Annotated in this window: 16 protein-coding genes; 8 read left to right on the top strand and 8 right to left on the bottom strand. The window is 64.2% G+C overall.

Annotation, left to right across the window (positions count from 1 at the left end):
* Positions 1 to 30: 30 nt before the first annotated feature.
* The 3 genes from I6F31_RS25385 to I6F31_RS25395 all read right to left on the bottom strand — a co-directional run bounded on the left by I6F31_RS25385 (position 31) and on the right by I6F31_RS25395 (position 3,773).
* Complete coding sequence (locus I6F31_RS25385; protein WP_036042993.1) at positions 31 to 2,286, bottom strand: molybdopterin cofactor-binding domain-containing protein; 2,256 nt, start codon at positions 2,284 to 2,286, stop codon at positions 31 to 33.
* 1 nt (position 2,287) lies between these two features.
* Complete coding sequence (locus I6F31_RS25390) at positions 2,288 to 2,755, bottom strand: (2Fe-2S)-binding protein (protein ID WP_225145992.1); 468 nt, start codon at positions 2,753 to 2,755, stop codon at positions 2,288 to 2,290.
* A gap of 82 nt (positions 2,756 to 2,837) precedes the next feature.
* Positions 2,838 to 3,773 carry an AraC family transcriptional regulator gene (locus I6F31_RS25395; RefSeq protein ID WP_036042991.1) on the bottom strand — a complete coding sequence of 312 codons (936 nt, stop codon included), beginning with the start codon at positions 3,771 to 3,773 and terminating at the stop codon, positions 2,838 to 2,840.
* Positions 3,774 to 4,108: 335 nt separating this feature from the next.
* Here I6F31_RS25395 and I6F31_RS25400 point away from each other — a divergent pair, with 335 nt between their 5' ends.
* The 8 genes from I6F31_RS25400 (at position 4,109) to I6F31_RS25435 (ending at position 16,411) form a co-directional block, all read left to right on the top strand.
* Positions 4,109 to 4,864: an alpha/beta hydrolase gene (locus tag I6F31_RS25400; protein WP_225145993.1), complete on the top strand. Its 756-nt coding sequence runs from the start codon at positions 4,109 to 4,111 to the stop codon at positions 4,862 to 4,864.
* Between the two features lie 55 nt (positions 4,865 to 4,919).
* Complete coding sequence (locus tag I6F31_RS25405) at positions 4,920 to 5,933, top strand: aldo/keto reductase (RefSeq protein ID WP_109144365.1); 1,014 nt, start codon at positions 4,920 to 4,922, stop codon at positions 5,931 to 5,933.
* 30 nt (positions 5,934 to 5,963) lie between these two features.
* Positions 5,964 to 6,797, top strand: coding sequence for a VOC family protein (locus I6F31_RS25410; RefSeq protein ID WP_036005827.1), 834 nt, complete (start codon positions 5,964 to 5,966; stop codon positions 6,795 to 6,797).
* A gap of 74 nt (positions 6,798 to 6,871) precedes the next feature.
* The gene (locus tag I6F31_RS25415; protein WP_036023255.1) at positions 6,872 to 7,291 is read left to right on the top strand and encodes a putative quinol monooxygenase; all 420 of its coding nucleotides are present in this window, start codon (positions 6,872 to 6,874) and stop codon (positions 7,289 to 7,291) included.
* Between the two features lie 220 nt (positions 7,292 to 7,511).
* Positions 7,512 to 10,340, top strand: a complete 2,829-nt coding sequence (locus I6F31_RS25420) for a winged helix-turn-helix domain-containing protein (RefSeq protein WP_225186297.1) — start codon at positions 7,512 to 7,514, stop codon at positions 10,338 to 10,340.
* Positions 10,341 to 10,392: 52 nt separating this feature from the next.
* Complete coding sequence (locus I6F31_RS25425; RefSeq protein ID WP_225186315.1) at positions 10,393 to 12,081, top strand: thiamine pyrophosphate-requiring protein; 1,689 nt, start codon at positions 10,393 to 10,395, stop codon at positions 12,079 to 12,081.
* Positions 12,082 to 12,185: 104 nt separating this feature from the next.
* The gene (locus I6F31_RS25430) at positions 12,186 to 14,678 is read left to right on the top strand and encodes a GAF domain-containing protein (protein ID WP_225186298.1); all 2,493 of its coding nucleotides are present in this window, start codon (positions 12,186 to 12,188) and stop codon (positions 14,676 to 14,678) included.
* An 83-nt stretch (positions 14,679 to 14,761) separates the two neighbouring features.
* Positions 14,762 to 16,411, top strand: a complete 1,650-nt coding sequence (locus I6F31_RS25435; RefSeq protein ID WP_051056893.1) for an alpha/beta-hydrolase family protein — start codon at positions 14,762 to 14,764, stop codon at positions 16,409 to 16,411.
* Between the two features lies 1 nt (position 16,412).
* On the opposite strand, the gene I6F31_RS25440 is transcribed toward I6F31_RS25435, so the two are convergent.
* The 5 genes from I6F31_RS25440 to I6F31_RS25460 all read right to left on the bottom strand — a co-directional run bounded on the left by I6F31_RS25440 (position 16,413) and on the right by I6F31_RS25460 (position 23,560).
* The gene (locus tag I6F31_RS25440; protein WP_036005834.1) at positions 16,413 to 17,996 is read right to left on the bottom strand and encodes an MDR family MFS transporter; all 1,584 of its coding nucleotides are present in this window, start codon (positions 17,994 to 17,996) and stop codon (positions 16,413 to 16,415) included.
* Positions 17,997 to 18,195: 199 nt separating this feature from the next.
* Complete coding sequence (locus I6F31_RS25445) at positions 18,196 to 19,527, bottom strand: hypothetical protein (RefSeq protein WP_036005836.1); 1,332 nt, start codon at positions 19,525 to 19,527, stop codon at positions 18,196 to 18,198.
* A gap of 10 nt (positions 19,528 to 19,537) precedes the next feature.
* A complete protein-coding gene (locus I6F31_RS25450; protein ID WP_225145997.1) occupies positions 19,538 to 21,754 on the bottom strand; it encodes a S8 family peptidase in 2,217 nt (738 codons plus the stop codon).
* Between the two features lie 22 nt (positions 21,755 to 21,776).
* Positions 21,777 to 22,913 (bottom strand): patatin-like phospholipase family protein, encoded by a 1,137-nt coding sequence (locus I6F31_RS25455; protein WP_036005838.1) that lies wholly within the window; start codon positions 22,911 to 22,913, stop codon positions 21,777 to 21,779.
* A 137-nt stretch (positions 22,914 to 23,050) separates the two neighbouring features.
* Positions 23,051 to 23,560 (bottom strand): YcgN family cysteine cluster protein, encoded by a 510-nt coding sequence (locus I6F31_RS25460; protein ID WP_036005840.1) that lies wholly within the window; start codon positions 23,558 to 23,560, stop codon positions 23,051 to 23,053.
* Between the last annotated feature and the right edge of the window lie 79 nt (positions 23,561 to 23,639).

Raw genomic sequence — 23,639 nt, forward strand, 5'->3', positions numbered from 1 at the left:
ACGCGATCAGACATCTCTGCATGGCTCGTCTCACACGAAATCGATGAACTTGTTGAAGGGCATTTCGCGGATGCGCTTCCCGGTCGCCGCGAAGATTGCATTGGCGAGCGCAGGCGCGGCGGGTGGCACCGGTGGCTCGCCGACCCCCCTCACCTTCGGATCGTTCTCCAGCCCGCGCACTTCGATGACCGGGCATTGGTAGATCCGCATCGCCTCATGGTGATTGTAATTGGTCTGCTGCGCTGCGCCTTTTGAGTAGGTGAGCTCGCAGTTCATGGCGTGGCCAAGCCCCCAGACCACGCCGCCCTGGACCTGGTTCTCGAAATTGACGGGATCGACGACCTTGCCGACGTCGGCCGCGACCCAGACCTTGTCGATCCGGATGCCGCGCTCCGTCGCCGTCACCTCGACGACTTCAGCGACCGGCGTTCCGAAGGACTCCACGAAGGCGACGCCGCGGCCACGGCCGTTGCCGAGCGGTCCCTTCCAGTCCGACATCTCCGCGACGGTCTCCAGCACTTTCCGATAATGCGGCACGGTGCACATCGCGATGCGCGCCTTCATCGGATCGAGACCGGCCGCATGAATCAATTCGTCGATGAAGCTCTCGGTGAAGAAGCCGGATGTCGAGGCGCCGACCGAACGCCATGTGGTACTTGGCGACAATCCTTGCGCCTCGTAGCTGGTGGCCCGGAAATTGGGGATGTCGTAATAGACGTTCCACAGGCCGGCGGCCAATTGCCCGTCGGGATCTTTCGACGGCGTGCCCGAACGCTCGAGCAGTCCCTTGAGCGGCGTGGTCGAAGCCAGTTGCAGATCGGCGGCGACGATCTTGCTTTTGTCGACGCTGCCGCGGTGCCGTGCGATCGCAATCTGCCGCGGAATGTCCTGGAGGAAATCTTCCTCGCGCGAGAACACGAGCTTGATCGGCGTGCCCTTTATCTGATTGGCGATCTCGGCGAGCACGCGAACGTTCTCGTATTCCAGACGATGGCCGAAACTTCCGCCGGTCCATTGGTTGTGAAACGTGACCTGCTCCGGCTTGAGGCCGATTGCGGTCGCCGCGACCCATTGCACGAAGCGGGGGCTCTGATGGCCGACCCAGATCTCCATGCCCTTGTCGGTGACGAGACCGATGCCGTTCAGCGGCTCCAGCGGTTGATGGGCCAGATAGGGCGCGCGATACTCGGCTTCTACGAGCCTGCCCGTCTTCAGGCCGGCGTCGATGTCGCCGATCTTCTTCCACTCCTTGCCCAAGAACTCGGGCTTGAACGAGGATTCCAGAACTTTCCAATGGTCGGCCTGCTCGGCGGGATAGGCCGAGGGCGCCCACTCGCAGGCGATGGTTTCGACAGCCTTCATCGCGTACCAGCTGTTCGTCGCGATCACCGCGACGCCGTTCTTGATCTCAAGGACCTTCTTGACGCCCGGCATCGTCTGCGCCTTGCGGGCGTCGTACGATTTCAACGGTTGCCCCTTGTTCGGGTTCAGCTTGACGGACGCGTAGAGCATGCCGTCCATCTTCATATCGATGCCGAACTTCAGCTCGCCCATCACTTTCGAGCGGACGTCGAGCCGCATCATCGGCTTGCCGAGCATGCGCCATTTGGAGGGGTCGCGCGGCTGCGCATCGAGCACCGGCGGAATTCTGGACGCCTCGGCCGCGAGCGCGACATAGGCGATCCTGCTTCCGTTCGGCAGGATCACATGGCCCGATTGCGTGCGCAGGTCGGCCACCGCGACGCCCGAACGCTTGGCCGCGGCGGCCTTGAGCGTCTCGCGTGCGACCGCGCCGGCAACACGCAGCTTCTGGTAGGTGTCCGGGATCGTGCTCGATCCACCCGTCATCTGCAGGCCGGACTTGCGCAGCCATTCGAGCGTGGCGGCGCGCGCTTCCTCTGCGGCAGGACTCTGGTCCGCAGCCACGAACGGCGCGAACTCGTCGGCGAAGCCTGTGTTGAAGTAAGCGGGGCTCGGGCCGGCGAACCGGATCTCGAACTGGCCGGGGTCGAGATCCATTTCTTCGGCGATCATGATCGGCTGCACCGATCCGACGCCCTGGCCGATGTCGGCATGTTGCGCGATCAGCGTGATCTTGTCCGGGCTGATCTCGACCCAGGGGTTGAAGGTCACCGAATTCGCGCCGAGGCCGGCGGCCAGCGGATTGCCGTCGGCGCTCGGCGCGGCCGCTTCGGCACAACCATAGGCACCGAAGGCGATGCCACCGGCGACGGCGGCGGAGCCGAAAACGAAAGCCCGACGGGAAAGGGTCTGCATATGGCCCATCTCACTTCTCCGCCGTCTTGTTCGCCGCCGCAGCCGCGTGGATCGCAGCACGGATGCGCGGATAGGTGCCGCAGCGGCAGAGATTGCCGGACATCACCTGATCGATCTGCTCGTCGGTGGGCCTCGGGATCAAGCCAAGAAGCGAGATCGCCTGCATGATCTGTCCGGTCTGGCAGTAGCCGCATTGCGGCACCTGATGCTCGATCCAGGCCTGCAAGACCGGGTGCTGATCCCTGTTGTCCAGGCCTTCGAGCGTCACGACCGATTTGCCCGCGACCTCGCCGATATGCGACTGGCAGGACCGCACGGCCAGGCCGTCGATGTGAACGGTGCAAGCGCCGCATTGCGCGACGCCGCAACCGTATTTGGCGCTCGTGATGCCGAGTTCGTCGCGCAGCACCCACAACAGCGGCATCTCGGGAAGGACGTCCACCTGGCGCTTGATCCCGTTCACCGTGAGCTCGATCATATCGATATGTCTCCTAGCGGATATGGTCCGCACAACAGCACTGCCTGATAGACGCTGAGCCGTATTCCCGATTCCTGCGGAATCATGCGCAATCCCTGCGGAGTGCCGTATCCGAACGATCGCTCTTCACCTCGGCCTGGCCGCAGCACAATTCGCGAAACTGCCCCGGCGTGAGATTTGCGGCCTTGCGGAATACGCGCGTGAAATTGGCCTGCGAGCCGAAGCCGAACTCCAGGGCAATCTCGACCAGCGACAGGTGGTCGCGCGCGAGCTCCTGTCGCGCGGCGTGGACGCGGCGATCGGTGACGTAACGGTGCGGTGACAGTCCGGTCGCCTCGCGAAACAGCCGGGAAAAATGATAGGGGCTGAGGCAGGCCTGGGCCGCCAGATCCTCGAGCCTGATGTCGCTGCCGAGAGACGCCTCGATATAGTCCAGCACGCGCTGGAGGCGCCGCGGATCGAGCGCCGGCGACCTGTCGGGCGCGCGCCAGCGGTCGATCGTGTAATTGCCCAGAAGATGCGCCGCGAGCGCAACCTGGATCCCCTCCACGAACAGCGCGTCGGTCGGCTGGTGCGGGCGATGGAGCAGATCCCGAAGCGGCGAGCAGATATGGAAGAGCACCTGGTCCGCCAGACCGTGAGCGTAGGCGATCTCGACCTTGGCCGGATCGATGCCGAAATCCGCAAGTGCGCTGTGGTCCAGCAGCGCCGGCGGCAGGTAGAGATGAAGACATTCCATGCGGTCGGAGAGCTCGAGATGGCTCTCCTGCGTCCCCACCGGCACGAGATAACTCATGCCTGGACGCGCGAGGCTTTTCTGGACTTCGCCGTTGCCGGCGCGGCACACCATCCCCCCGCCCGACAGCAGCATGACGAGCTCGGTGCAGATGGGAACGGGCGTTGCCTGACGGCCCGCCTCGAATTTGCGATGCTCGATGCTCAGCCCGGGCCAATCATTGGCCTCCGCGAGCTTCTCGCTGTTCTTGTACTTCTGATCTCCATGCGTCACGAGCGCCATCACGACCTCCGCTTCGTTGCGGCGATTCCCGGCCCCGTATCGCGCGAGCGATCATTCCATCCGGTGGTGAGTTGCAGCCCGGTCACTGCCACGCCGATCGCGAATTACTCACAAGCGGTGACGGCGAAGTCCAGAGGTTGCGCGGTTAAAAGAGGTAAAAGACAGCCAAGGCAAAGGCTTGGTGCCAGGCGTGTTCGGCCTCGAAAGTCTGACCTCGTCGCACCTTAGCAAGATGCGTGCGTCATCGCGCAGGAATCGGAAATATCGCAATACGGGCGCGCGCTAGTGAAGGCGCACCAACGACAATGTCGCCGTATAGAGGACAGGAGCCTGACATGAAGCCGCTTACCTCCGCGCTTGCCGCGTTGTCGATCGCAACCGCCGCCCCCGCGGCCGCCGCCGACAGGAATGTTTCGATTGTTCTCGTGCACGGCGCCTTCGTCGATGGCTCGGGCTGGAAGGACACCTACGGCATCCTCTCGGACGCGGGCTACGAGGTGCTCGTCGTTCAGCAGCCGACGATCACGCTTCGCGACGATGTCGCCGAGACCGAGCGCGTGATCGCCAAGGCGCGGCATCCCGTCATTCTGGTCGGGCATTCCTATGGTGGGATGGTCATCACGGAAGCCGGCGACAATCCCAAGGTTCGCAGCCTGGTCTATCTCGCTGCCTTTGCTCCTGACGCCGGAGAGTCCGTCAGCACGCTGGCGGAAGCCCCGGTGCCCGCCGGCGAGCACAAAGCTCCGCTGGTCACCGAGGGCAATTATCTGCTCGTCGACCGCGCAAAATTCCCCACCTCTTTCGCGGCCGATGTCGACCCGGCCACGACCCGCTTCATGGGCGCCGCGCAGCTGCCCTGGGGATTGCAGGCGGTGCAGACCAAGGTCGATCGCGTGGCGTGGAAGACGAAGCCGACCTATTACATGGTGACGAGCGAGGATCGCATGATCCCGCCGACGGCACAGCGCACCATGGCCAAGCGTTCCGGCGCGAAGGTGACGGAGATGAAGAGCAGCCACGCCGTCATGCTGTCGCATCCGCGCGAGGTCGCGGCGTTCATCAGAAGCGCAGACACGTCAGCGACCGACTGAGATCGGCTGCGCCGCACACCGACGGACTTGGCCCTCGCAGACAAGGACTAGCAACATGTCCCTCAAGGATATTCTGCCGGGACGACTAGGGTTCGGCGCGGCGCCGCTCGGCAACATGTTCCGCGACATCCCGGAGCGGGAAGCGCTCGCGACGGTGAACGCAGCCTGGGACGACGGCATTCGCTATTTCGACACCGCGCCGTTCTACGGCGCGGGGCTTGCGGAGATCCGCATCGGCGCCGCACTCGCCGGCCGGCCGCGGAGCGACTACGTGCTCAGCACCAAGGTGGGCCGCCTGATCCTGGACGAGATCGAGGACGTCGATGCCCGCGACCTCGGCGAGAAGGGCGGCGTATTCAGGTACGGCCGCCCGAACCGGATCGTGAACGATTATTCCCGGGACGGAACGTTGCGCTCGATCGAGGACAGCCTGAAGCGGCTCGCGACTTCCCACATCGACGTCGCTTTCGTGCACGACGTTGCGCAGGATTTCTACGGCGACGAGTGGCTCTCGGTGTTCGAAAGCGCCCGCAAGGGCGCCTTCAGGGCGCTCGACCGGCTGCGCGACGAAGGCGTGGTCAAGGCGTGGGGACTAGGTGTCAACCGGGTCGAGCCGATCGAGCTGCTGCTCGCGCTCGAAGAGCCGCGCCCCGACGGCTTCCTGCTCGCGGGCCGATACACGCTGCTCGACCATGCAAGGGCGCTGCAGCGGGTGATGCCGATGGCCGCCGAGCACGAGCTCGCGATCGTGGTCGGCGGCCCCTACAGTTCCGGCGCGCTCGTCGGCGGCCCGAACTTCGAATATGCGCCGGCGCCTCCCGAAATCCTCAAGAAGGTGGCGCGGATCAAGGCGATCGCAGACCGCTATCGGATCAGCATGAAGGCGGCCGGCCTGCAGTTCGCGCTCGCCAATCCCGTGGTTGCCGCCGTCATTCCCGGTGCGAGCCGCCCAAGCCGCATCGCCGAGGATCGCGCGGCGCTCGAGGAAGCCATCCCGGCGGAGTTCTGGCGCGAGCTGCGCTCCGAGGGGCTGGTCAGCCCCGCAGCTCCGCTTCCCGCCGCTGATTAACCAATCCACCGAACGACCAAGGAGAGCAACATGACAGATGAAACCGACAACACCACCGAGATGGGTCGCCGCGCCCTGCTTCAAACCGCCGGCGCCGCCGTCGTCACCGGCATCATAGCCGGCACGGCAATCGACGCACGGGCCGCGACACAGGATGCGGAGCGCGACGAGGCACCGCTCGGCGCGCGGCTCCAGGGCGTCCAGCATTTCGGGCTGACGGTCCAGAACATGGAGCGGGCGTACCAGTTCTACACGGAGGTGCTTGGCGGCACCGAGGTGTTCCGGCACGGCGACTTCCAGGGGGACGGGGTGCAGAATACGCTGCTGGCCGACCAGGAGATCGAGGCGAACGCACGCGGGATCAATCCGCGAACAATTGGCGTGCCCGACTTGCGAAGCGGGGCACAGCGGCTCGATGTCCGGTTCATCCAGTTCGACAACATGGTGCTGGAGCTGCTGCAATATCGCGAGGCTGATCAGCCCATGGGCAGCGCCAAGAGTTTCGCCGAACCGCTGGAGCACATGAGCCCGGCCTTTCCGCGCATGATGCACATCTGTTTCTATGTTCGCGACGATGTCGACTTCAACAAGTTCATTGCGGATCTCGAAGCGGAATCGGCGCGCCGCGGCATGACGCAGGTGAGGGCGAACCGCACCATCCGCGTCATGACGGAAGCGGATCGGAAGGCCGCGCCCCGCAGCACCAACACGAACCGGGTGACCGCCGAACCCTCGAACGGCTGGGAGTTGATCTATTGCAAAGGACCCGAAGGCGAGCAGCTCGAATTCGTCAAGGCGCTCGGTCCGGTCAAGAAGCGCTTCAGCGAGGCCTTGGCAAAACGGCAACAGAAGATCCTGCGCTAGATTCTCGTGCGGGGCGGCTGTCAGGTGTCCTGGCTGGTCACTCTGCGATCCAATCACATGTCGAGGACTTCACCATGCAAACTCTCGTCCGCAACTCGCTTGCCGCCCTGCTGATCGCCTCCGTGGCGCCGGCGACGCTTCCGGCCATGGCTCAGGAGGCGCCGCGCATGCACTATGGGGAGATCCCGGAGGGGGCATATTCCGTGGTGGCCCAGGTGCGCGCCAAGCCTGGAAAGGAAGACATGCTGCGTGCCGCCACCTTGCCGCTGATCGACTTGGTCCGCGGCGATCCCAAGAACCTGATCTATTTCCTTCAGGAAGACCGCGCCAAGCCGGGCCACTTCATCTTCTACGAAGTGTTCGCCAGCCAGGCCGATTTCGACGCACACAACGCGATGCCTTATGTGAAGGATTGGTTCGCCAAGCTTCCGGAACTTGCCGACGGCGGCGTCGAAGTCATGCGCATGGCCGTTCTTGGCAAGCCCAAAAAATAGCCGAGCCGTCCGGCGCGCGTGTGTCAATTGTCCTGCGGCAAATCGTACGACCCGGAAGGGTTCCCTTCAAAAATATTGCAGTGCATGATAATACCAGTCGATCTATTCGATCGATTGGCAATGATCAATGCGGGCTGCCACGGAGACACGACAACGGGGCACAGGCCGCCGGGAGCTAACCTACAGCTTCGGCTCCTTTCGACTGATACCCAGCCGCCAGTTGCTCCTTCTCAAAGGGCGCCCCGTCAAGCTGGGCGGACGCGCATTCGAGCTTTTGCAGCTGCTGGTGCAGCGCTGCGGCGAGCTGGTCAGCAAGAACGACCTGATGGCGGCCGCCTGGCCCGGCACCTTCCTCCACGACAGCAATCTCAAGGTCAACATGTGGAGCTTGCGGCGTTCGCTGGGAGACACCCAGATCGAGCCCCTCTACATCGCGACCGTGGCGCGCCGTGGATACAAGTTCATCGCGCAGGTGCAGATCAGCATCGGCGAGGTCGACGACGATCTTGCGCTCGCCGAACCGCTCCCCTCGTCCGGTCCGCCATTGCTGCGCGGCATCGTTGGTCGTGAAGCGGAAATCGACGAGATCACGGGCCTGTTGACCGGCAACAGGCACGTGACTCTGGCTGGCGCGGGAGGAATCGGCAAGACGACGGTTGCCTTGGCCGTCGCCCAGGCATTTGCGCCACAGTGCCGCCACGGCGTGTGCTTCGTCGATCTCGCAACGATCTCCGACCCGACGCTGTTCGGCGCCGCACTGGTGACGGCCCTCGGCATCAGGGGTAATCCGGACAACAGCCTGGCTGCGGCCATCGACTATCTGAGACAACGGCAGATGCTGGTCATTCTGGACAATTGCGAGCACGTCCTGCCGGCCGCAACGATCTTCGCCGGCAGGTTCATGGCGGACACATCGCCGTGCAGGCTGCTTGCGACGAGCCGCGAACCGCTCGGCACCGCGACCGAGCATGTCGTCCGGCTCGGCTCCCTGGCCTCACCCAAACCCGGTCACGCCCTGACTGCTGATCAAGCCGTCAGGTTTCCGGCAGTGCAATTGTTCGTCAGCCGCGCCGCTGAATGGGCGGACTACCAATTCGTCGACCATGATTGCGAGGCCGTCGCCGCAATCTGCCACTCGCTCGACGGCCTCCCGCTGGCGATCGAATTGGCGGCAGCCCAGATCGGCAGGTTCAATCCTCGCCAATTGGTGGAGTTGCTCGACCAGAATCTGGGTTTTCGTGCCCCCGCCGCCGATGGTGCGCCGCCGCGCCATGAAACGCTGATGGCGACGATCGACTGGAGCTTCAGGCTGCTGTCCCAGCGGGAAGCCAGACTGTTCGGCCTGCTCTCGGTGTTCAGCGACGCGTTCGAGGTTGAGGACGCGGTCTTCGTCGCCGAAGCGGCAGGGCTCACGCCGGTCGACGTCGTCACCGGCCTCGGCAGTCTCGTTGCCAAATCGCTCCTGAGCGCGCAGGCACATGGCGCGAGCCTCCGCTATCGCCTGCTCGACAGCACATGCCGCTACGCGGGCGAGCGGCGCCGGGCCGATCCTCCCTGCGACCAGGCGCTGCGCCGTCATGCGCAACGTGTCCTCACGCTGTTCGAGCAGTCCGAGGAGGAGTGGAACTGGCGCGAGCCGGCCGATTGGACCCAGCGTTACCTTGGCCGCATCGCCGACTTGCGCGCCGCTCTTTCATGGGCGTTCGGCGAGCACGGCGATGCCGTACTCGGGATCAGGCTCACGGTTGCGGCGATCACCTTGTGGTCGGAGACGTCGATCCTGTCGGAAGCGCAGGCGCGGTATGCGGACGCGCTCGCATTGGCCAAGACCGTCCCGTGCGACGATCTGTCGAAGACAAAACTCGCCTGCGCCCTTGGGTGGAGCCTCTTCTACGCCCGCAAGATGTCGAATGAGAACGAGATTGCCTGGCTCGATGCCATCCTCTTTGCAAAGCGGGCCGGCAACATCGAATATCAGCAGCGGGCGCTGGTCGGGTTCGGCTTCTACCTGCTGCAGATCGGCCAGGTCGAGCGCGCCATATCTTATCTTGAAGAGGCCACTGAGCTCGCCGACCGCGATCGCGATCTGACGGCGACGTCCGAAGCCGATCGCGCGCTGGCCTGGGCTCGCGCTTTTGCCGGCGAATTGAGCAGGAGCCGCCCTGTTCTCGACCGTCTTGCAGCGACCTACTCGCTGGCCGAAGGGCGTTCGCGCAAGGACGCGAACGAAGTCTATCGGTTCATCACCGTCCGCTTCAATCTGCCCTTCGTCGCGTGGATGCAAGGGCAAGCGGACTACGCGGCGAGGCTCGCCAAGGACGCCATCGATGCCGCGGACCGCAGCGGCCATTGGGTGTCACAGTCGAACGCATTTGGGCTCGCCGCCCTTCCCGTTGCGCTCGAAACCGGCAATCTTGACGCGCTCGCGAGCTACACTGAGCGATTGCGTCGCAACCTTGAACGCGAGCGCATCTCACGCTGGGTTCCGGTCGAGCGCTATTTCTCCGCATGCCTTCGCGACCTGCGGGGCGATCCACGCGCGGTGGAGGATATTCGAGCCGCGATCGACGAACTGACAGAATGCCGGTTCTTGATGCGGATCGGCAGCTATCTCGCGGTCCTCGCCCGCGCCTATCTGAGGCAAGGGCGGATCGCGGAGGCGCAAGAAGCCATCACGCGGGCGATCGAGCATCAGGAACGCCAAGGCGAGCGCTGGTGCCGTCCGGAGCTCCAGAGAGTTGACGCCGCGATCCTTCTCCACACCGGCGAGCCGCTGCGCGCCGAAAAGCGGTTTCAGCAAGCGCTCGCGGAAGCGCGCAGGATAGGCGCGCTGACGTTCCAATTGCGGATCGCGACCGATCTCGCGGCACATTGGATCGCCACCGACCGCAGATCCAAGGCTGTCCGGCTGCTCTCGCCGATCTATCACGAGTTCACCGAGGGGTTCGGGACACCGGATCTGCTTGCGGCCCAGCGCCTGCTGCAGCCGACCGCGAGCGGCTGCAGCGACCATCGCAGGATGGAGCCGGTACACGCTGGCGACGCATAGCTGGCCTACCGCCGCGCTCGCTGCCCGCGCTTTACGCTCCCGGAAATTCCTGATCCTCTCTTGCCAACAAGCCGGATCAACCGGCCTTGCCAGGGAGAGAGACGCCATGAAGCTCGGCACCGCCATTGCGGAAATCATGAGGCGCGAGGGGATCGAGATCCTCTGCGGCTATCCGGTCAACCATCTCATCGAGCACGCAGCCAAGGCCGAGATCCGCCCCGTGATGGTGCGGCAGGAGCGCGTCGGCATCCACATGGCGGACGCCATCTCGCGGGTGACGTCGGGGCGCAGCATCGGCGCCTTCTGCATGCAGCACGGGCCGGGCGCGGAGAATGCGATGGGCGGCGTGGCGCAGTGCTTCGGCGAATCCGTTCCCGTGCTGGTGCTGCCGATGGGCTATCAGCGCAGGCTGGCGCATATCGAGCCGAACTTCAATTCCAGCGAGGCGATGAAGCCGTTCGCGAAATCGTCCGAGCCGATTATCCTCGCGAGCGAAGTCGTCAACATCTTCCGCCGCGCCTTCACCAAGCTGAAGAACGGCCGCGGCGGGCCCGTCATCGTCGAGATCCCCTCGGACATGTGGAACGAGGAGGTGTCGGAGCCGCTGAACTATACGCCGGTGTTGCGCACCCGCTACGGCGCCGACCCCGTTCACGTCAAGGAAGCCGCCAGCCTGCTGGTGAACGCAAAACGGCCGGTGATCTATGCCGGCCAGGGCGTGCATTACGCGCAGGCTTGGCCGCAGCTGAAACGGCTCGCCGAGCGATTGGCGATCCCCGTCACCACCAGCTTGGGTGGCAAATCATCGTTTCCGGAGACGCATCCGCTGTCGCTTGGCTCCGGCGGCCTTGCAGTGCCGCGCGCGGTGCCGAAATTTCTGGCCGAGGCCGACGTCATTTTCGGCATCGGCTGCTCCTTCACCGAGACCAATTTCGGCATTGCGATGCCGAAGGGCAAGACCATCATTCATTCGACGCTCGATCCCAATCATCTCAACAAGGATGTGGAAGCGAAGATCGGCCTGGTCGGCGATGCCGGCCTCGTGCTCGACGCGCTGCTGGAGGAGATCGGCAAGACCGTCACCGCGGATCGCGATGCATCCGCCGTCGCGGCCGAGATCGCAGCCTCGCACAAGGAATGGCTGGCGAAATGGATGCCGAAGCTGACCAGCAATGACGCGCCCTTGAGCCCCTATCGCGTGCTGTGGGATCTCCAGCGCACCGTGGACATCGCGAATACGATCATCACCCACGATGCCGGCAGCCCCCGCGACCAGCTCTCGCCGTTCTGGCGATCGGTCGAGCCCCTCACCTATCTCGGCTGGGGCAAAACCACGCAGCTTGGTTACGGCCTCGGTCTTGCGATGGGCGCCAAGCTGGCAAAGCCCGACAAGCTCTGCATCAACGTCTGGGGCGATGCTGCGATCGGCTTCACCGGCATGGATTTCGAGACCGCGGTGCGCGAGCGCATCCCGATCATGTCGATCCTGCTCAACAATTTCTCGATGGCGATCGAGCTGAAGGTGATGCCGATCTCGACCGAAAAATATCGCTCGACCGACATTTCCGGCGACTACGCCGCGATGGCCCGCGCCTTCGGCGGCTACGGAGAGCGGGTGACGCGGCCGGAGGACATCGTGCCCGCGATCAAGCGCGGCATCGCGAAGACGAGGGAAGGCGTGCCGGTGCTGCTGGAGTTCATCACAGCCAAGGAGACCGAGGTGTCGCGGCCCGGCACGTGAGCGGAGCCGGTGCGGGCACGGCTGCGAGCCGCTGGCTCCGGCCGCAGAAGTTGTGATAATCCGGCCCGGTGCCGCGCACGCCGCGGCATCAAGCTGGACCGGGAATGACGACCGTTTTGCAGGAAATCGAGGAACTCGAGCGCCGATTGCGGTCGGCCACCGCCGAGATTGCGCAGCTGCGGGCCGAGCTTGCGACGGCTCGGGATCGCCAGAGCGCCAGCGCCGAGATCCTGCGTACCATCGCGGCCTCGCCGTCCGATGCGCGGCCGGTCTTTACGGCGGTCGCCGCCAGCGCAAAGCGCCTGCTCGGCGGCTTCTCCGCCACCGTGCTTCAGTTCATCGGCGACGAGCTTCACCTCGTGGCGTTCACGCCGACCAATCCGGAGGCGGACGCGGGGCTCAAGGCGTCGTTCCCGCGCAAGATCGCGGACTTCCCGACTTTTGGCCTCGTGCGGGAGGGCCAGACGATCCAGTTTCCCGACAGCGAGGCGGCCGACGTCCCTGAACTGAACCGGGAGCTGGCGCGGCTGCGCGGCTTCCGCAGTGTGCTATTCATGCCGCTGATGAACCGGGGCGCGCCGGTCGGCATGATCAGCGTCACCCGCGCCGAGCCAGGATCATTCGCGCCCGACCTCGTCCAGCTGCTGCAGACCTTCGCCGACCAGGCCGTGATCGCGATTGAGAACGCGCGCCTGTTCAACGAGACGAAGGAGGCGCTGGAGCGCCAGACCGCGACGGCCGACATCCTGAAGGTGATGGCGGCATCCCCGTCCGACGTGCAGCCGGTATTCGCGGCCATCGCCACCAACGCCAACCGGCTGATCGGCGGCTTCTCCACCGCGGTGCTCCGCTATATCGACGGTGCCGCGCACCTTGCGGCATTCACGCCGACCGATCCGGCCGGCGATCGCGTGCTCCAAGCGTCCTTTCCGGTGCCGTTCGCACAATTTCCGCCCTACCAGCTGGTGGCCAATGGTGCCGCCGCTCAACTGCCCGACACCGAGCTCGAGCCGGCCGCGCGCGACATCGCGCGGGCCCGCGGCTATCGCAGCATGCTGTTCGCGCCGCTGATGAGCGAAGGCGAAGCCATCGGCATCATCATCGCGACGCGCCGCGCGACCGGCAACTTCGCCGAGCATCATGTGCGCCTGCTGCAGACCTTCGCCGACCAGGCCGTGATCGCGATCAAGAATGTCAGCCTGTTCAACGCGACCAAGGAAGCACTGGAACGTCAGACTGCGACTGCCGACATTCTCAAGGTGATCGCGGCTTCACCGTCCGATGTCACGCCGGTGTTCCAGGCCATTTCCGACAGCGCCAAGGCGCTGATCGGGGCGCACTCCTCCACCGTCACCCGCGTCGTCGACGGGACGCTGCATCTGGCCGCCTTCACGACCGACAATGAGGCCGGCAATGCGGATCTGCTGAGCTCGTTTCCGACGCCGCTGTCCTCGTCGGGCATTCACAGCCGGGTGGCGAGCAGCGGCGAGTATGCCTTCCGCAGCGACATGCAGAACGAGCCTGATCTTACCGAGGCCATGAAGGAGCTGGCGCGAACACGCGGTTATCGCAGCATCCTCGTGGTGCCGATGCTGCGCGATGGCCTTGCGATCGGCACCATCGCCGTCACGCGGCGGGAGCCCGGTCATTTTCCGGACAAAGCCATCAACCTGCTCAAGACCTTTGCCGACCAGGCCGTGATCGCGGTCGAGAACACGCGCCTGTTCAACGAGGTTCAGGACCGCACCAGCGAGCTCGCCAAATCGCTCGATGATCTCCGCGCCGCGCAGGACCGCCTGATCCAGACCGAGAAGCTGGCGTCACTGGGCCAGCTCACGGCCGGCATCGCGCACGAGATCAAGAACCCGCTCAACTTCGTCAACAATTTCGCCTCGCTGTCTGCCGAGCTGACCGAGGAGCTGAACGGGGTGCTCGCGCCGGTCCCGCTCCCCGAGAACGTCCGCAGCGAGGTCGACGAGCTGACGGGGCTTCTGCAGGACAACCTCGGCAAGATCGTGCAGCACGGCCGCCGCGCCGATTCCATCGTCAAGAACATGCTGCTGCATTCGCGCGAAGGCGGCGGCGAGCATGGGCTGAGCGACATCAATGCATTGGTCGAGGAGAGCCTGAATCTCGCCTATCACGGCGCACGCGCCGAGAAGCCCGGATTCCACGTGACGCTGAAGCGCGCGCTCGATCCAGCGGCCGGACAGGCCGAAGTGTTTCCGCAAGAAATCACCCGCGTGCTCCTGAACCTGATCTCGAACGGCTTCCACGCGGTCATCAGGCGCAAGGCCGACGGTGCCGCCGGTTACGAGCCGATTGTGACCGCCGCGACGCGCGATCGCGGCGATGACGTCGAGATCACGATCCGCGACAACGGCACCGGCATTGCCGACGATGTGAAGGAGAAAATGTTCAATCCGTTCTTCACCACCAAGCCAGCCGGCGAAGGCACCGGCCTCGGGCTGTCGATGACCCACGACATCGTCGTGAAGCAGCACGGCGGCACGATCGACGTCGCGACCGAGCCGGGCAAGTTTACTGAATTCACGATCGTGCTGCCGCGCAAGAGTGGTCTGTCAGGCAATAGCTGAGGTTGAATCGCGCGGTGGGTGCTTTCGGCAAACTGGCGTGGCTCATTCGGCGGCAATTGCTGTCGTTCTCCGGCGTCGGCCTCATGCTCGGTGCCCTGTTCTTCGCAGCCGCGCTGACGCCGACGCTGATCCCGCGGAGCTATCTCACGCAGGGCGCCATCGCCGGCGCCTGCTTCGGGATCGGCTATCTCGCCGGCAACGTCTGGCGCTGGCTGTGGCACTATCTGGAATTGCCCGAGCCGCCGGCGCGCCTGAGATCGACCGCAAACGCGCTGGTGGCGGCCGCCTGCCTGCTCGTCGTCATTGTTTTTCTGTGGCGGGCGGCCGGATGGCAGAACTCGATCCGCACAGTGATGAAGATGGCGCCAGTCGAGACCGCCCATCCGCTCAAGGTCTGCGCCATCGCCGTGATGACGTTCGTCGTGCTGCTGGTGCTGGCGCGGCTGTTCGCGCTTGCCGTGCGCCTCATCGCCGCGCGTGCGAGGCGCGTCATTCCGCGGAGGATCGCGAACGTCATCGGCGTGCTCGCCGCGGGCCTGTTGTTTTGGTCAATCGCCAGCAATGTCCTGATCCGCACGGCGTTCAACGCGCTCGATGTGTCCTTTCGCGAAGTCGACGCCTTGCTCGAGCCCGAGCGGCCGCAGCCGACCGCGCCCGAACGAACGGGAAGTGCCGCCTCGCTGGTGAAGTGGACGCAGCTTGGACGCATGGGGCGCAGATTTATTGCCTCGGGGCCGACCGCAACGGAGATCAGCGCCGTTACAGGAAGGCCCGCGCTGGAGCCCGTGCGGGTCTATGTCGGCCTTGGCGGCGCCGAGACGGCACAAGCGCGCGCCAGGCTTGCGCTCGACGAGCTCAAGCGGCAGCACGGGTTTGAACGCGACACACTCATCGTCGTTACGCCGACCGGAACCGGCTGGATCGACCCTGCCGCGATGGACACCGTCGAATATCTCCACCATGGCGACGTCGCCAGTGTCGCGATGCAGTATTCCTATCTCAACAGTCCGCTGACGCTGCTGTTTCAGCCCGAATCCGGTGCAGAAGCGGCGCGCGCCCTGTTTTCGGAAATTTACGGCTACTGGACGACGCTGCCGAAGAACCGGCGGCCGAAGCTGTACCTGCACGGACTGAGCCTCGGCGCGATGAACTCGGAAAAATCCGCAGAGCTGTTTGAGATGATCGGCGATCCGATTGCGGGCGCACTTTTGAGCGGCGCGCCGTTCGAAAGTCGCATCTGGCGCTCGATCACGGCAAACCGCAATCCGGGCACGCCGGCCTGGCTGCCGGAATTCCGCGACGGCCGCTTCGTGCGCTTCATGAACCAGAATGGACCGTCGGTGCCGGCAGATGCGCCCTGGGGTCCGATGCGCGTCGTCTATCTGCAATATGCGAGCGACGCGATCACCTTCTTCGCCTATCACGACGCCTATCGGGCCCCTGACTGGATGACGGCGCCGCGCGGGCCGGATGTGTCACCGGAGCTGCGATGGTATCCAGTCGTGACGATGCTGCAGCTCGCCCTCGACATGGCGGTCGCGACCAATACGCCGATGGGCTTTGGCCATGTCTATGCGCCCGAACATTACGTCGATGCCTGGGTCGCCGTCACCGATGTCCATGATTGGTCCCCCGACGCGCTGGCGCAGCTCAAGACCCATCTTGCAGCGGCGGCGCGAAAGGCCGCCGAGGGCAATGTCGCAAACGAGCCTTACGCCGATCGAGGCGGCTAGCCTACTCGGCCATCTCCACGGGCTGCTTGGCCGACGGTCCGGCCAGCGGCCGCTCCTCCATCGCGATCAGGCACAGCGCAGCGATCGTCATCAGCGCGGTGGCGGCGCCGAACACGTAGCGGAAGGCGTGCCGCATGTCGTCGGCGGGTATCGCGACGGCGCCCGCGGCGTGATGCTCGCCGGCGAGCGGGACGTCGGTGCCGAGCGCGATGAGCAGGATCGCGGCGAAGGCCGCCACCGTGAACGAGGACATCAGCGAGCGGAAGAAGTTCATCGCGCCGGTGATGGTGCCGACTTGCGGACGCGCCACCGAATTCTGCAGCGAGACCACGCACACCGGAAAAGTCGTGCCGAGTCCCAGCGCGAACGCGGCCATCAGCAGCAGCAGGCCCCAGAGCGGCAAGGTGGTGACCGTGAGAACGAGACCGCACAGCGCGGCCCATGACGTGCCAATGATGGCGACGCGCTTGTAGTGCTTGGCCCGAGCCATGGTGCGGCCGGCGACGGCCGCGCCGACGGTCGAGACCGCCGCGAGCGGGATCAGCGCAAGCCCCGCCTCGCTGGCGGTGAGATGATAGACCTGCTCGTAATAGAGCGGCAGCTGCACGGTCAGGCCGGTGATCGCCCCGAGGCCGCAGCCGCCCGCGGTCAGCGCGAACGGCGCCACCGATCCCGTCAACAAGGGCAGCGGCAAGAACGGCTCGTCGGCCCGCCGGGCGTGCCACACGAAGGTCACCGCGAGCGCGACGGCACCGCCCACCATCGCCAGCACCGTCGGCGAAAGCCAAGCATAGCGCGTCCCGCCCCAGGTCAGCACCAGCATGAAGACCACGGCGGACGCCATCAGCAAGAGGCCGCCGAGCCAGTCGACCTTGCGCTTGCGGTGGAACACCGGGATCTTCTTCATCTTCGGCAGCAGCAATGCGAGCGCTGCGGCCGCAAGCGGCAGGTTGATCCAGAAGATCATCGACCAGTGCAGATGCTCGGCGAACACGCCGCCGATGACCGGGCCTAGGATGCCGCCGACCATCCAGACGCTCGAGAAATAGGCCTGGTACTGCCCGCGCTCGCGCGGGCTCACCACGTCGGAGATCACGGTCTGCACCACCGGCATGATGCCGCCGCCGCCGAGGCCCTGAAGCCCGCGTGCCAGGATCAGCATCGGCATGTTCGGCGCGATCGCGCACAGCACCGAGCCCGCGACGAACAGGCTGAGCGAGATGATGATCATGACGCGGCGGCCGTAGATGTCGCTGAGCGTGCCGAACACCGGCGCGACCGCTGTCGAGGCGAGCAGATAGGCGGTGATCACCCAGGAGAGATTGGAGACGTCCTGGAACTGGCGTCCGATGGTCGGCAGCGCCGTCGCCACGATGGTCTGGTCGAGCGCGGCTAGGAACATCGTCACCATCAGGCTGATGACGATGGTGCGGACCTCGTCGGAGCTCAGCGGCACCGGCGGGGCGATCGAGGGCGCGTCGTCGACGCTGATGACCTCGCTCGGCAGGCGGGACAGCTCTTCGGCAATGTCGTCGGGCAAGGCCTGGATGTCGGCAGAATCGCTCTGCCGGTCGAACTTGTTCATCTCGATCGGGCGTCGTGACGCGGTGCAACACCGCGAAGGATTCGTACTATGCAGCCCAATGTAGAGGGGAAATTTCTTCCCAGGCAGGCACCGCGACGCATGGGTGCATCCCGCCGACGCATCCTCGCGGCTCCGTGATCGACAGGCGGAGCGGCGCAGTATTGAGGTACTACTTGGGGCCTGAGCGCCCCCAAGCCCACTAAAGCTCAATGGGGTCCAGCAAGTTGATCAGATGCGGTTTGCCGGGATCAACGATGACCACTTTCTTGCCGAACTTGGGATTGCTCCGGAACAGAGCGCCGAGGCTGTGCTTTTCCGGCGACCAATTTTCTCGAACCGGCTTCTTGGTTGCCGGATTCTTCTTCTTGCGCGCCTTTTCCTTCGCCTGCTCCTTTTCCCAGTCGGCTTGGCGCTCGATATCGATCTCGTCAATCGGGTAGGTCAGGTGGATTGTGTATTCGGCGTCGACGCCCCGTGCTTTCAGCAGCATTTCCAGGGTCGCTCGTTCGGGGTTACCGTGCTCGCCATCGCCTGAGAAGACGTAGTGATCGGCAGGCAGACGTTCGAAGAAGATCGTCTCCATATTGTTGTCGCTGCCGTGGTGAGGAACTTTCAGGACGTGGACATGCCTCGTGCCGCCCTCCTCCAGGAGGTCCGCCAATTTCATTCCCTCCAGAATCTTGTCACCGCGCGCATCACCGGTCAGCAAAATGCTCTTTCCTTCCAGTTCGACGAAGACCACGATGCTCGACAGATTTGGAATGGACTTGTCCACGAAGGCCGCAAGCGCGGATTCGGGTGATTTCTTTTTCTTCTCCTTCTGCGCGCGCAGCCATTTGTCATGTTCAGCTTGCAGCGCCTGCAATTCCGGTTGCATCGGCCCCACTACCGTCACTTTCAGGTCGCCGAGCGTCACGGGCTTCGCCGCTTTCGTGGCCAGGATCAGTTTGCCCTTGAACTTGTGGTTCGGCTTCCAGTGCAGGGCCGCGGCGTCGTCACGCAAGGTACGACCCTGCGGGATGCTGGACAGCACCTCGACCGTCTGATGGAGGTCCTCGTCCTCGATGTCGTCGTTGGCAAGCATCTTGGCCCCGAGCCCCGCCAGCACGCTCCCGGAGTCGAAGTCCGCTTCGCCGCCTGCGCCCGCGCCTCCGACGGATGCCGTGCCGAACCCCGCGACCAGTTCGTCGGGCTTGGTCTTGAGCAGATCGTCGAAGCTGTTGTGCCACAGGCTCGTCACGTCGAGGCGCAAATCCGGATTCTTGCCGCGCTGTTCCTTGGTCAAGTCGAGAATACCCTTGATATGATCGTCATCGACGTGGCTCACCATGACGACGTCGACCGGCAAGGGGGCTTCTTCATCGAGCTCGCGCGCCTCATGAACGAGTTCCAGCCGCCGCTTGAGAAAAGGCTTGTAGACATTAGACGGACCGCCGTCGATCAGAATGAGGTGCGGGTCATCCTTCGATCCGAAATGCAGCATCAGGCAGTCGCCCTTACGTGCGCGCAAAACATCGAGACTGAGGATCATCCTTCCCTCCCTAGATTGATTGGAAAGCCCGCAGCACGTCCAACATGCCGTGGCCCTGGAAAGTGCGTTCACGACCAAGGTCCGTGGCGCTGTCGCACAGGATCTGCTTGACGCGGCGCGGCTGGCCAATGAGTTCCTCGTAGCGCGCCAGCAGCATCGCGGCCGCGCCGCTCACATGCGGCGCCGCCATGCTGGTTCCGGATTCGGGCCCCCATTCCCGATGGCTGTCGCCGGTAATGCACGACTGGACGCGCTCGCCGGGCGCCACGAGATCCGGCTTCAGGCGCCCGTCACCGGTCGGGCCGCGGCTGGAGAAGAAGCTCACGCCATAAGTGTGGGGCCAGTTTCCATGCGTGGAGCCGACCGTGATGACGCTCTCACCGTTGCCGGGGTCGGTGATGCTGAAAGCCGCGTAACTTTCAAACACGCCGCCATCCGTCGTAGTGAGCTTCTGAAAACCGCGATTCCCGGCGGCGGCAACCACCACGACGCCGCTCTCGATCAGCCGTTCACATTCGTTGCACACCGGCGTGCGTCCGCAAGCGTAGTTGCGGACGTTGTGCGGGATGGACAGGCTCACGTTAGCGCCGTGGATCGTGATGTAGCTGTGCCTCTCGTTCACGTAACGGATGTACTGCAAGGCAGCGATGACGGCGAATTCCGTATCTTCAAGCGTTCGGCCGAGCACACGGAAGTCATAAAGCCGGATGTCCGGGCACATGCCGTCAGCACCGTCAGAGCCATCCCCCTTGCTGGCGCCAATGATCCCGGCGACGTGCGTGCCATGCGGGCTTGATGGCTGCGGCGGGTTCTTCTGGGTGATCAGCTTTTCGACGATCTCCCAGTCGATGGGGCGCTTTAATCTGGCATCCTTGGCGATCGTCTTCAGGTGGTCGACCGCCTCTTGCGGCCCGATGCCGGCGGCGGCCGCGATGTTCACGATTTCCGCCGGATCGAGGTCGTTCTCGTCGTTGCTGACGATCTGGCGGATACGGGTGAAGTCGAAGGTTTTCCTGACGCGCGACCTTCCCGCCCTCTCCGGATCGGCCAGGGCTTTGTGACTGCCGTCGATGCCGGAATCGAGCACGGCCCACACGATGTTCTTGCAGCTCACGTTGAACAGCGACTGCGCCGCATCGGCCTTCACGGCGGGCACGGAGCGGTCGAGCGCTGTGGACGCCCGCCGGTTCAGTGAGACCTGAAAGATATAGCCGGCGGGATGGGGATCGACGCCATCGGCCGTGTCGCCGGCCGCTAACGCCATCAACGCGGCGGCGTTGTCCACGACCGTGGGATAAGCCGCAAGAATGCCGTCGATGATCTCATCGACGAACGGCTGATATTTATCGAAGGCCTCTTGGAAGCTCAGTGGCGGAAGCGGCGGAAGTGGCGGAAGCGGCGGGCGCCGCGGAAGCTCCGGAAGCTCCGGATGCGGCAGAAGCTCTACGCTCCCTTGCGGAAGAGACGGGCGCTGGAATTCCGCCGGACGTTCCAGCTTGCTGACCCAGAAAATCAATCCCGCGAGCACAATATATCGCTCGAGTGAGGTAAAATCATCGGCGCCTGGCGGCAAGGTCGTTTGCTTGCGTGCACCGCGCCGGAGCAATTTCTCCAGCCTCGCTTTATTTTCACCAGTCTTGACAATCCTGTCGGCGACGCGCGGCTGATGCCACCATTGCGTCAAGGGGACGAGAATGCACAGCACTTCGTCGAAGAACAGACGGGCCCCGACCAATCCCTGCAAATATGCGACCTCGGGCTTCTCCTTTTCGCGCAATGCCGGCGTGGGATTGGTTTCTCGTGAACGCTGAGCGGTTCTGAGCTCGATTCCCTTCGGAATAATGCTCGCAACGCTCGCGGCCGTAGCCACGCGATGCGGCGTGATCAAGACGTCCTGAACATTGCCGGGATCGAGGGCATAGGCCGCCCAGACGTCTCCGAGCAGCGGAGAATCCTGCAGCACGCGGCGATCGTCGGCGGGACCGAGCAGAATGTGCTCGACCAGTTCGGCCGGAATTGAAAATTGCTTCGGCCGCGACTCTCCGGTCGATGGCGGTCCTACGGGCACCGGGGGCTCCGGAGTTGCGCTCGATGCCGCGGTTGCGGGCGTTGGCGCCGCTGGCGTCGAGTCGCCCGAGGCCGCTGCCTCGGTCTTTGTCCCGGTCACGTCATCGGCCGCTTTCGACTTCTTCCGCGAAGCCTTCTTCTGTTTACGTTCCTTCGCCACGCCCCCGCCCCTCTCCTTCGTGTCAGATTCCCGATCGGGGATAGGGGAATGCAGGTTTCGGCTGCACTGCCGGGTCCACATGCTTGCGCAAAGCCGCATCGCAGACAGCATAACCCCAGTTGATCAGCCGATCCTGTGTCAGATCGTCGAGCCGCTTCAGCCGTGTCGGCAATTCAGCAAGCCGGCATGTGCGCTCTGGCGGACAGTCGAGCGCATCGGGCAATTGATAGTCGGCGATGTCGGTGCGGATGCCCCAATAGGCGCCCTTGCGCGTTCCCGATTTGAAGGAGTCGATGACCTGGCGCTTGCGCAGCGAACGCACCTGATTGTCGATCAGATTGAGGATCCGGTAGGAATGCCGCGGCCAATCCGTCTCCGGCTCCTCCTCAGCCTCGATCTTGCCGCCGGCGTCGCTGACCAGAACGGTCTGGTGGCGCTTCCATGCGGTCTCGAGGCCGAGATTGTCGTAGACGCCGCCATCGCTGAGAACGACGCGCGTTGTAAATGGAGGCCGCTGCAGGTCGAGCCCGGTACCGGGCACGAAATCGCTGTCCTTGAGGCGCAATTCGAAGGGAGAGAGGACCGGAGGAAAAGCGGAGGACGCCGCCACGGCTTGCGCCAGCAGAATTTCTGGATTCTTCACCTCGCCGACGCGGTAGTCGCGCATATAGGGCTTCATGAAGCGCCAGAGCGCGCCTGACTGCACGTTCGTCGCATTGATCACGAAGCGCGGCTCGTCAGGCATATCCTGCAGAGTCTTGCCGCGAAACAGGTGATCGTCATACGACTCGGCAATCCGGTCGCCGATGCTGCCGGGTAACAGCGCGCCCAGGATGACCGACTCGGCATCGATTGTGATGCCGGCGAAGGCGCGCAACGGCGCGACGAATTTCGGAATGAAATCGCTGTCGACGCTGTCGGGTGTGAAGCTGAGGCCCGGCCACGCCAGCGCCAACATGCCGGCAGTGATCGACCCGCCGGAAACGCTCGATATGCGCCTGACGTTCTTCAGCAGTCCTGTTTCATATAGGCGCCACAGGACGCCGACATGAAACACCATCGCGCGATATCCTCCGCCGGAAAGGCAGAGCGCAGTGGTTGGTTCCAGCGGCTTGTTCTCGTCGTCGGTCGGTATCGGGTGAACCGGATCGGAAATCATGGGGCCCCCAAAAATCCTAGGGTACCTTCAGCAATTCAAAACAACCTGAATATAGCCATAGCAGAATCTACAACCAGCTTAGCACCTCAACCCCTGAATGTGAAGCGCATCTGCATGCGACCGCTGCGCACAGCTGTTCAAGGTCGCTTCTTCAGGCGCGCTCGCTTCGGCAAGGTCGCCGGCCATTGCACGATGTGGTCCTCGAGCTCCTCGTCCGGGACCTCCTCCTCGCTGCTCTCCACGCGGCCGCGCACGGAGACGCCGGCTTCGTGCACGGTGTTGGGGTCACCCGAAACCAGCGGATGCCACCAATAGAGGTCGCGCCCTTCGGCGACGAGCTTGTAGCCGCAGCTCGGCGGCAGCCAGTTCAGGGTGCGGACATTGGCCGGGGTCAGGCGGACGCAGTCCGGAACCTTGTCGGAACGATTCGGATAGTCCTTGCAGGCGCAGCTCGTCCCGTCGAGCAGCTTGCAGCCGATATGGGTGAAGTAGATCTGCCCGGTATCCTCGTCTTCGAGCTTGTTCAGACAGCAGCGGCCGCAGCCGTCGCACAGGCTTTCCCACTCGCGCTCCGACATCTGTTCCAACGTCTTGGTTTTCCAGAAGAATCCTTCCTGGCCTTGAGATCGTTTGGGAGCTGCGGTCATGCGCCTCAACAACAGTTCGAAAGAGCTACGGCAACGCCATCTAGGGCGCGCGGCGGCAATGGTGCAAGCGAGGCCCCTT

Source organism: Bradyrhizobium sp. NBAIM01 (assembly GCF_020194115.1).
GTDB classification, from domain to species: Bacteria; Pseudomonadota; Alphaproteobacteria; order Rhizobiales; family Xanthobacteraceae; genus Bradyrhizobium; species Bradyrhizobium yuanmingense.

Bases quoted from the DNA above. Each gene is read 5' to 3' on its own strand.
- I6F31_RS25410 (WP_036005827.1), top strand. From the start codon at position 5,964: ATGACAGATGAAACCGACAACACCACCGAGATGGGTCGCCGCGCCCTG.
- I6F31_RS25460 (WP_036005840.1), bottom strand. From the start codon at position 23,560: ATGACCGCAGCTCCCAAACGATCTCAAGGCCAGGAAGGATTCTTCTGG.
- I6F31_RS25430 (WP_225186298.1), top strand. From the start codon at position 12,186: ATGACGACCGTTTTGCAGGAAATCGAGGAACTCGAGCGCCGATTGCGG.
- I6F31_RS25445 (WP_036005836.1), bottom strand. From the start codon at position 19,527: ATGATCCTCAGTCTCGATGTTTTGCGCGCACGTAAGGGCGACTGCCTG.
- I6F31_RS25385 (WP_036042993.1), bottom strand. From the start codon at position 2,286: ATGGGCCATATGCAGACCCTTTCCCGTCGGGCTTTCGTTTTCGGCTCC.
- I6F31_RS25405 (WP_109144365.1), top strand. From the start codon at position 4,920: ATGTCCCTCAAGGATATTCTGCCGGGACGACTAGGGTTCGGCGCGGCG.
- I6F31_RS25400 (WP_225145993.1), top strand. From the start codon at position 4,109: ATGAAGCCGCTTACCTCCGCGCTTGCCGCGTTGTCGATCGCAACCGCC.
- I6F31_RS25390 (WP_225145992.1), bottom strand. From the start codon at position 2,755: ATGATCGAGCTCACGGTGAACGGGATCAAGCGCCAGGTGGACGTCCTT.
- I6F31_RS25395 (WP_036042991.1), bottom strand. From the start codon at position 3,773: ATGGCGCTCGTGACGCATGGAGATCAGAAGTACAAGAACAGCGAGAAG.
- I6F31_RS25440 (WP_036005834.1), bottom strand. From the start codon at position 17,996: ATGAACAAGTTCGACCGGCAGAGCGATTCTGCCGACATCCAGGCCTTG.
- I6F31_RS25455 (WP_036005838.1), bottom strand. From the start codon at position 22,913: ATGATTTCCGATCCGGTTCACCCGATACCGACCGACGACGAGAACAAG.
- I6F31_RS25435 (WP_051056893.1), top strand. From the start codon at position 14,762: ATGCTCGGTGCCCTGTTCTTCGCAGCCGCGCTGACGCCGACGCTGATC.
- I6F31_RS25415 (WP_036023255.1), top strand. From the start codon at position 6,872: ATGCAAACTCTCGTCCGCAACTCGCTTGCCGCCCTGCTGATCGCCTCC.